We start from the raw sequence: 7,495 nt of genomic DNA on the forward strand, positions 1-7,495 counted from the left end.
TCGAAGCGCACGTTCAGCAGGAATTCGCGCCGCCGCGCCTGCAGGCGAACGTCGAAATCGAGCGTGAGCCGCGCTGCCGGCAGGATCGGGGTCGGGAGCGCGGCGGACACGGTGACCTCACTCCGGTCCGAAGCAGACCGGGTGTTCGGCGCAGACCGCACAGCTCGGGGCGCGGCAGAGGTTCAGCCCCTCGCGCTCGCAGAGCTGCTTGTAGAAGAACTTCTTCCAGCGCATGCCGCCGGTGTTCTTCGCGGCCAGCGGCGCGAAGTGACGCTTCAGCAGCTCCGAGAGCTGCGCGCGGTCAGCCAGGCCGAGGTCTTCCCACAGATGGTTCTGGCCGAGGCAGGCGTGCGCGAGGATGTCGGCGAGCCAGATTTCCTCTTCGGTCTGGCGGCTGCGGTGTTCGAGCAGCAGCACGCGCACGTCATCGACCTCGTCGAGGCGATGCGCCGGCACCGGAGCCGGCTGCGTCACGCGCGGAGCGGCCGCGTTCGGGAACCAGTGGCCGTAGAGGCGCGCGAGCGCGACGGAATTGAGGCCGAGCGCCTCGATGTTGCCGGCCGCGATCCGCGCCCCGAGCAGGCGTGCGAACAGCCGCGCGTCGAAGCGCTCGGGCGTCGCCGCGCGCGCAAGCAGGCGCGCGGCGTGGCCGGCGACGATGCCTTCAGGCAGCGACGGCATGGGTGTAGCAGCCCTTCGGGCAGACCTTCGAGCAGGCCTGGCAACCGATGCAGTCACCGGCGTCGGCAATGGTCATGACCTTGCGCTCGGCCTCGTCGTCCTGCGGATCGACCCATTCGTCGTCCTCGTTCAGACCCATCAGGGCCAGCACGTTGCGCGAGCAGACCTTGTAGCAGCGGCCGCAGCCGATGCAGGTCTCCTGGTCGATCGAGGCAACGTACTGCGGCTGCCAGTCACGGCCGTCGCGGGTGGTCAGGGGGGCGCTCATGCGGAAGTCTCCTTGGCAGCGGCGAGGCGGGCGCGGGCATCGGTCAGCTCGCGGTAGGCATCGAAGGCGGCCTGGGCGACTTCCGGAATCTTCTCCCAGCCGGTCGGAAGGTCTTCGGAAAGATCATGCAGGTCCATCTTCAGCTTCGTGGCGCGGCCGTTCAGGGTCTTGACCAGCGCCTTGAGTTCTTCGGCGGTTTCCATCTCGGGGTCCTCGTCGGGGCGTGCAGGGGCTGTTCCGCGTCAGGTGTTCGCGACTTCCGGGTACTTGCGGATCATCTCGACGGCGGCGCCGACGTGCTTCATGCCTTCGGCGGCGAGCTTCTCGAGCGACGGGAAGCCGAAGCGGTGCACGTCGCGCAGGTGGCGGTTCAGCACCACCAGCCGGCCGGCGATCAGCACGACGCGGCCGAAGCCCTCGTGGCTCATCTTCATCATCGCCGAGACCATCACGCCGGTTTCGCGGGCGATCGCCAGCCCCATCGCGTCGTGGAAGATCTCCAGGCGCCACAGCGTCTCCGGGTCCGGATCGCCGATGATCGGGATCGCGCGGCGCGCCTCGGCGTCGAGCACGTAGGGTCCGAGCAGGGCCTCGTCGGCCTTGCCTTCCCAGGTGCCGTAGGTGTCCTGCGCGCGCAGCAGCTTCACGAGCTCGCGCACGAACAGGGTTTCCATCGGATTCACGGCGGTGGTTTCTTCGGTGCTCACGGTTCAGGTCTCCTCAGCGAAATCGAATGAGCGTTCCTGGCCCTTCTGCAGGGCCTTGCGCAGCCACGGCGGCGGCACGCCCTGGAGCACCTCGCGCAGCTTGTCGAGCAGATCGGTGATGGCCGGGGCATCGGCGACCTTGATCGGATGCACCCTGGCGGCAACCACGCGCGCGGCGGCCGAGCCGCCGATCGCGGCGACGTAGAGGATCGCGCAGTCCTTCACGGCCTCGACCTTCGGCGTCAGCTTGTCCTCGTCGCCGTCCTCTTCGAGCTTGCCGCCGAACTGGATGGCTTCGAGGAACTGGTAGCCCTCGGTCGAGACCTCGTAGATCGCGAGGTTCTTCGCCCAGCCGAAGTGGGCATCGACGCGCTTGAGGTCCTGCGTGGTGAACCCGACTTTCATGACATGGCCTCCGAGCGGCGGCGTGGTGCGGACGATGCCGAGGCTACGACGCGTGGTGGACATGGCCGGCCTCCGGGTTGACCCAGTCGTCCGGGTGGTGATGGGGCATGTGACTGATCAGCAGGTTGCCGACCTCGAACACCAGATCGCGCGTGCCGCGGTAGCCGACGCTGAGCTTGTGCGCAGCGCCGATGCGGTCGAACAGCGGCAGGCCGGCACGGTGGAAGGCGATGCCGAGGCGCTCGGCGGCCTGACGGCCGTGCGAGTGCGTGACCATCAGCTCGGCATGGCGCTCGCGGGCCAGGGTTTCCAGGTCTTCGAGGTCGCCGATCAGCACCTCGTCACAGGGCAGTTCGGCGAGCTGCGCGCTGTCGGTCGTCGTCACCGCGCCGACCAGCTGGCAGCCCATCTCGGTCAGGAAGTTGCCGAGCGCCCACAGCAGGTCCGGCTCGGCGCCGATGACGGTGCGCTTGTTGCCGAAGAAGAAGTGACCATCGAGCATCGCGTCGCAGAGCTGGCTGCGCTGGCGGCGGTACTTGTCCGGCACCGGCCGGCCGGAGAGTTCGCTCAGGCAGGTCATGAAGCGGTCGCTGGCATCGAGCCCGGTCAGGCGATCGAACACCGTGTACGGCACGCCGGTCTTCGTGCCGAGCAGCGCCGCCGACTCGGCCATCTGCGCGCCGATCGCGATCGTGAACGCCGCGGAGCCGAGGTTCTCGATCGCCTCGACCGGCGTGCCGCCGAGCGTATGCGGCAGGAAGGTCTCGGGGATGTGGCCGTCGAGCGAGCCGGAGAGATCCGGCAGCATCACCGCTTCGAGCCCGAAGGCCTCGATCGTCTCGCGGATCTCCTCGATGTCGGCGACGGTGAGGTGCGCCCCGGCGAGCACGTTGATGCGCTTTTCGACCCGCTCGGCAGCGGGCCGGGTCAGCGTGCGGATCATCGCCGACACGCACTTCGCCCAGCCGTCCTGGAAGGCGCCGCTGAAATCCGGCGTCGACACGTACACCAGCGCCAGCCCGTCGAGCTCGGGGTGCTTCGCGCGGAAGTTCTTCAGGAAGCCGTCGACATCATCGCCCTTGGTCTCGGTGACGCCGGTCGAGCAGATGCCGATGATGCGCGGGCTCGCCCGCTTGTGGATGTTCAGGATCGCGGCTTCGAGGTTTTCGAGGCCGCCGAGCACGGTCGCGACCTCGGTCATCGCCGTGGTCTGCAGCGGGATGGTCTCGCGGAAATGGCGCACCAGCAGCACCAGCCCGAACGAGGTGCAACCCTGCGAGCCGTGCATGACCGGCATGCAGCCGTCGATGCCGAGAAACGCCGCCGAGGCCCCGAGCGGCTGGCTCATCTTCAGCGGATTGACCGCGCAGGCCTTCTTGCCGTGGATGATCTTGGCCATGATTCAGACCTCCTTTTCCCACGGCGCCGGGCGGCGCACCTGTTCCCAGACCGGATTGAACAGTGCCTTGTCGATTTCACGCACCAGTTCAATGATGCCGACGTAACCGGCATACGCGTAATGGCGTTCCTGATTGATGTCGAGCCACGGCGTCTTGGCCTTCAGCGCCACGAACTGCGAACGGCCGCCGGACAGCATGATGTCGGCCTTGGCGTCGCGCAGGATCTTGTACATCTCGCGCGGCGGCATTTCCTCGAACATGTGCGCATCCGTGCCCATGATTTCCTTGATGCGGTCCTTGTCCTCTTTCGTCGATTTCTTCACCGAGGTGCCGGCGATCTCGAGCCCGGCCTCCTGCAGCGCCGCCACCACCGACCAGCTCTTGACGCCGCCGGTCATCAGCAGCACGCGCTTGCCTTCGAAACGCGGCTTGAACGGCGCCAGCTGCTGCCAGACGCGCGCTTCCTCCTCGGCGATCAGGGCTTCGGTGCGCTCGATCAGCCCGGCGTCGGCGCCGCGCTCGACCAGCAGTTTCGCGATGTTGCGCAGCGACTCCGAGGTATCGGAAACGCCGTAGAACGAGCCCTCGAAGAACGGGATGTCGTAGCGCTCCTCCATCTTGCGCGCGACGTTGATCATCGCTTTCGAGCAGACCATCATCGCGGCCTTCGCGCGGTGGCTGTAGGCGACCTCGCGGTATTTCGCATCGCCGGAAATGCACGAAAGGATGCGGATGCCGAGTTTGTCGAGCAGCGGCCGGACCTGCCAGAGTTCGCCGACCAGGTTGTATTCGCCGATGATGTTGATGTCGTACGGCGTCACGTAATCGGGCTCCTCGGTGCCGATCACGTGTTCGAGCAGCGCCTCGCCGGCGAGCTTGTTGCCGAGATTCTTGGCACCGACGAAACCGGGCGCATTCACCGGAATCACCGGCTTGCCGAACTTCTCGCGCGCCGCCCTGCACACCGCCTCGATGTCGTCGCCGATCATCGCGGTCACGCAGGTCTGGTACACGAACACCGCCGGCGGGTCGTATTTTTCGATCGCTTCGCGGATCGCCTTGAACAGCCGCTTCTCGCCGCCGTAGATCACGTCGAGTTCGTTGATGTCGGTCGTGAAGCCGGTGCGATACAGCGTCGGCCCCGAGGACGCCGCATGGCGGTTGTCCCAGGAATTACCCTCGCAGGCGATCGGGCCATGCACGATGTGCGCAACGTCGGTGATCGGCTGCAGCGCGATCTTCGCGCCGTCGAAGGCACAGCCACCCGCCGCGGCACCGGGCGTCAGCTGCTTGGTGCAGCCCTTCTTGCGCTCCTTCGCACTCTTGCTCTGATTGTGGTCGCAGCCGGGCTCATTGAAGACATCCTGGACCTTCTGCGTCAGCGTGCTCATCGGCGTCTGTCCCGTTCGCAACGGCGGGTTACCGTTTGCGTGGACAGAGCAGGATCGATGCCAGCCCGTGATCCTGCCGGATTTACCTGCCGATACAGCCACTTGAACCAGATTTGCCCTTGCCGGGCCAATGGACGGACTCCGGACGATCTCCCGGTGGCCGCGTAGGTTTTGTCGCAATTCCTACGTCGCGACGACGACCATGGCGAATCCGGCTACAGTCGCGGCTCCGGCTGCCGATAGGCCGGTACGGTCCAGACGAGGAAACCCACATGCGCAGACTGACGGGGAGTCTGATGCTGCTGGCAGCACACACCGCGTTCGCAGGCGGTGCCTATCTGAAGCAGGACATCACCGGGCGCTGGCATTACCCGGAACTGCATCCGGTGCAGATCAGTGCCGAGGAAGCCGCAGGCGATTCCCGCGGCGATGAGCACGCCCACGCGAACCGCGAACCGACCCGCACCGTCATCGCGCCTCCGGCCGCCCAGCCACCGGCGCCCGCGACGAAACCGCGCTGACAGTGCCGTGCGCGTGCCCTGCTTGGCGGATCACCTGAAATTTTCTCAGCGGCGCACGAAGAAACCGCTTCTGACGATGGCGACACGCCGTGTACGTCAATCCTGATTGACGCTCCGGCGCGGCCGGACGGGAATGCGCGCCGTCCCTGTCAAGCCGGCAATACGCAGGGTCCTGCGCCTACTGCATCTGCCGTATCGTCGGCAACCGTCGGGGCCGTCAGCATCGGCAGCCTGTCCTTCGACCGAGTCGGCCTTGACAGTCCATGACTTACGTTTACCAGTGTCATCCCTCGCGCCTGCCGCAAGGCCCCTACGGCCAGATGCTCGAAGAGCTGACCGAAGCGCGCCGGCTCGGTCTGCCGGCCAGCGAGCGCGTCGCGATCATCACGCGCTACCGCGCACTGTGGGGCTGCATGGAGGACGGGCCGGTGCACTGCCAGCGCGGCCCCGACTGCATCGACTGCTTCCTGCGCCACCTGCTGAGCCAGGACTACTGACCTCCCCCCGCCCGCGTGCGCGGAACATTCCGCCGCGCCACGGCTCGCAACCCCAGGCATGCAGGCACCGGCGACCCGGTGCCCCTGCATCCCCGGCAGTTGCCGCAGCCCCGCGAGGTCAGCCGTCATGGGACACCCGAAACCCCCCGTCACCGCCCGCCGCAACGGCGTGCGCCTCGAAGCCCGCCGGCAGTGGCCGGTACCGCAGACGCGCGAGGAAGCCATCGAGGCCATCGCCGCGATCGGTCGCCACCAGCGCGAGCGCCAGCGCCTCGAAGCGGCGATGAACGAGGAACTCGCCGCCGTGCGCGCCCGCCACGAGGCCGAGGCCGCGCCGCACACCGCCGCGATCGACGGCCTGAGCCACGCCGTCGAGGTCTGGGCCGATGCCAACCGCGCACTGCTGACCCGCCACGGCAGGACGCGCAGCGCGAAGCTCGCGAGCGGCGACATCGGCTGGCGCCTGAGCCCGCCGGCCGTCGAGGTCGAGGGCGAGGCCGCGGTGCTCGAAGAACTGCAGCGGCGCGGCCTGCAGCGCTTCGTGCGCGTGCGCGAGAGCCTGAACAGGGAAGCCGTGCTGCACGAGCCCGAAGCGGTCGCCGACGTGCCCGGCATCGAGGTCGTGCAGCACGAGGCCTTCGTCATCAAGCCCTACGCGACCCCGCTCGACGAGTCCGCGTAAACCCGGCCGGCCGCGGCCGGCACCGGGCTTCGGCAGCGGCCTCCCCGAAGCGTTATAAAGCCGGCCCGCAGCCGCCGGCTTCCCGTCCGGCGCGCGCCCTCTCCCGCTGCCCGGTATTCGTCATCTTGGATCTCTTCTCGGCCGATCCGTCGCTGCTGCTGATGTTCGCCGTCGTGTCGTTCACGGCCGGCTTTGTCGATGCCATCGCCGGCGGCGGCGGCCTGCTGACCGTGCCGGCGCTGCTGTCGGCCGGCATCCCGCCGCATCTGGCGCTCGGCACCAACAAGCTCAGCGCGACCTTCGGCAGCTCGACCGCCTCCTTCGCCTTCGTGCGCAAGGGCCTGTTCCGGCCCGCAGACTGGCGTGCCGCGGCGCTCGCGACGCTGATCGGCGCCGGCTTCGGCGCGCTGCTGACGCGCGCCTTCAGCGCCGACGTGCTGAAGACACTGCTGCCGCTGTCGGTGCTCGGCGCGGCGCTGTATCTGGTCTGGCCGCGACGCAGCCTGCGGCGCGGGGAACCGGACCCGGCCTTTCGCGCCTCCGGGCGCTCGCAGTGGACGGCGGGCCTCGGCATCGGCTTCTACGACGGCTTCATCGGCCCCGGCACCGGCGCGTTCTGGATGGCGGTGGCGGTGAAGTACTTCCGCCAGGACCTGGTGCGCGGCGCCGGGCTGGCGCGCTTCATGAACTTCCTGAGCAACGCCGCGGCGCTGCTGATGTTTGCGCTGCTCGGCAACATCGACTGGGCGCTCGGGCTGGCGATGGGCCCGGCGCTGATGCTCGGCGCCTGGCTCGGCGCGCACAGCGCGATCCGCTACGGCAGCCCGCTGATCCGCCCGATGTTCATCGCCGTCGTCGTCGCGATGACGATCCGGCTGCTGTGGGTGCAGTTCGCGCACTGAGCACGTGTGGCCCTGCCGCCCCGGAGCGGGAGTGCCGCATT

General features: G+C 68.1%; 11 protein-coding genes. 4 read left to right on the forward strand and 7 right to left on the reverse strand.

The features are described from left to right. Positions 1-117: 117 nt before the first annotated feature. From PKE44_RS12330 to nifE, 7 genes are read right to left on the reverse strand one after another with little or no spacing between them, the layout of a single operon-like run. Positions 118-681: a nitrogen fixation protein NifQ gene (locus PKE44_RS12330; RefSeq protein WP_324551604.1), complete on the reverse strand. Its 564-nt coding sequence runs from the start codon at positions 679-681 to the stop codon at positions 118-120. Further along, positions 665-949, reverse strand: a complete 285-nt coding sequence (fdxB, locus tag PKE44_RS12335; RefSeq protein ID WP_324551607.1) for a ferredoxin III, nif-specific — start codon at positions 947-949, stop codon at positions 665-667. Before fdxB ends, PKE44_RS12330 begins: the two co-directional genes overlap by 17 nt. Further along, complete coding sequence (locus tag PKE44_RS12340) at positions 946-1,152, reverse strand: CCE_0567 family metalloprotein (RefSeq protein ID WP_324551609.1); 207 nt, start codon at positions 1,150-1,152, stop codon at positions 946-948. The genes fdxB and PKE44_RS12340 overlap by 4 nt, the downstream gene beginning before the upstream one ends. A 39-nt stretch (positions 1,153-1,191) precedes the next feature. Then, positions 1,192-1,623, reverse strand: a complete 432-nt coding sequence (locus PKE44_RS12345) for a NifX-associated nitrogen fixation protein (RefSeq protein WP_324551625.1) — start codon at positions 1,621-1,623, stop codon at positions 1,192-1,194. A gap of 36 nt (positions 1,624-1,659) precedes the next feature. After that, positions 1,660-2,061 carry a nitrogen fixation protein NifX gene (gene nifX, locus PKE44_RS12350; RefSeq protein ID WP_324551611.1) on the reverse strand — a complete coding sequence of 134 codons (402 nt, stop codon included), beginning with the start codon at positions 2,059-2,061 and terminating at the stop codon, positions 1,660-1,662. Between the two features lie 43 nt (positions 2,062-2,104). Continuing rightward, positions 2,105-3,460, reverse strand: coding sequence for a nitrogenase iron-molybdenum cofactor biosynthesis protein NifN (gene nifN / locus PKE44_RS12355; protein WP_324551614.1), 1,356 nt, complete (start codon positions 3,458-3,460; stop codon positions 2,105-2,107). Positions 3,461-3,463: 3 nt separating this feature from the next. Beyond that, entirely contained in the window at positions 3,464-4,852 is a 1,389-nt protein-coding gene (gene nifE, locus PKE44_RS12360) for a nitrogenase iron-molybdenum cofactor biosynthesis protein NifE (RefSeq protein ID WP_324551616.1), read from the reverse strand. Positions 4,853-5,124: 272 nt separating this feature from the next. Here nifE and PKE44_RS12365 point away from each other — a divergent pair, with 272 nt between their 5' ends. The 4 genes from PKE44_RS12365 (at position 5,125) to PKE44_RS12380 (ending at position 7,454) form a co-directional block, all read left to right on the forward strand. Further along, positions 5,125-5,373: a hypothetical protein gene (locus PKE44_RS12365; protein ID WP_324551618.1), complete on the forward strand. Its 249-nt coding sequence runs from the start codon at positions 5,125-5,127 to the stop codon at positions 5,371-5,373. A gap of 263 nt (positions 5,374-5,636) precedes the next feature. Continuing rightward, positions 5,637-5,870: a hypothetical protein gene (locus tag PKE44_RS12370; protein ID WP_324551620.1), complete on the forward strand. Its 234-nt coding sequence runs from the start codon at positions 5,637-5,639 to the stop codon at positions 5,868-5,870. A 127-nt stretch (positions 5,871-5,997) separates the two neighbouring features. Beyond that, positions 5,998-6,552 carry a host-nuclease inhibitor Gam family protein gene (locus tag PKE44_RS12375; RefSeq protein WP_324551623.1) on the forward strand — a complete coding sequence of 185 codons (555 nt, stop codon included), beginning with the start codon at positions 5,998-6,000 and terminating at the stop codon, positions 6,550-6,552. Between the two features lie 122 nt (positions 6,553-6,674). Next, positions 6,675-7,454 carry a TSUP family transporter gene (locus tag PKE44_RS12380; protein WP_324551627.1) on the forward strand — a complete coding sequence of 260 codons (780 nt, stop codon included), beginning with the start codon at positions 6,675-6,677 and terminating at the stop codon, positions 7,452-7,454. Positions 7,455-7,495 lie beyond the last annotated feature (41 nt).

This window comes from Plasticicumulans sp., from assembly GCF_035331805.1.
Classification (GTDB): domain Bacteria; phylum Pseudomonadota; class Gammaproteobacteria; order Competibacterales; family Competibacteraceae; genus Plasticicumulans.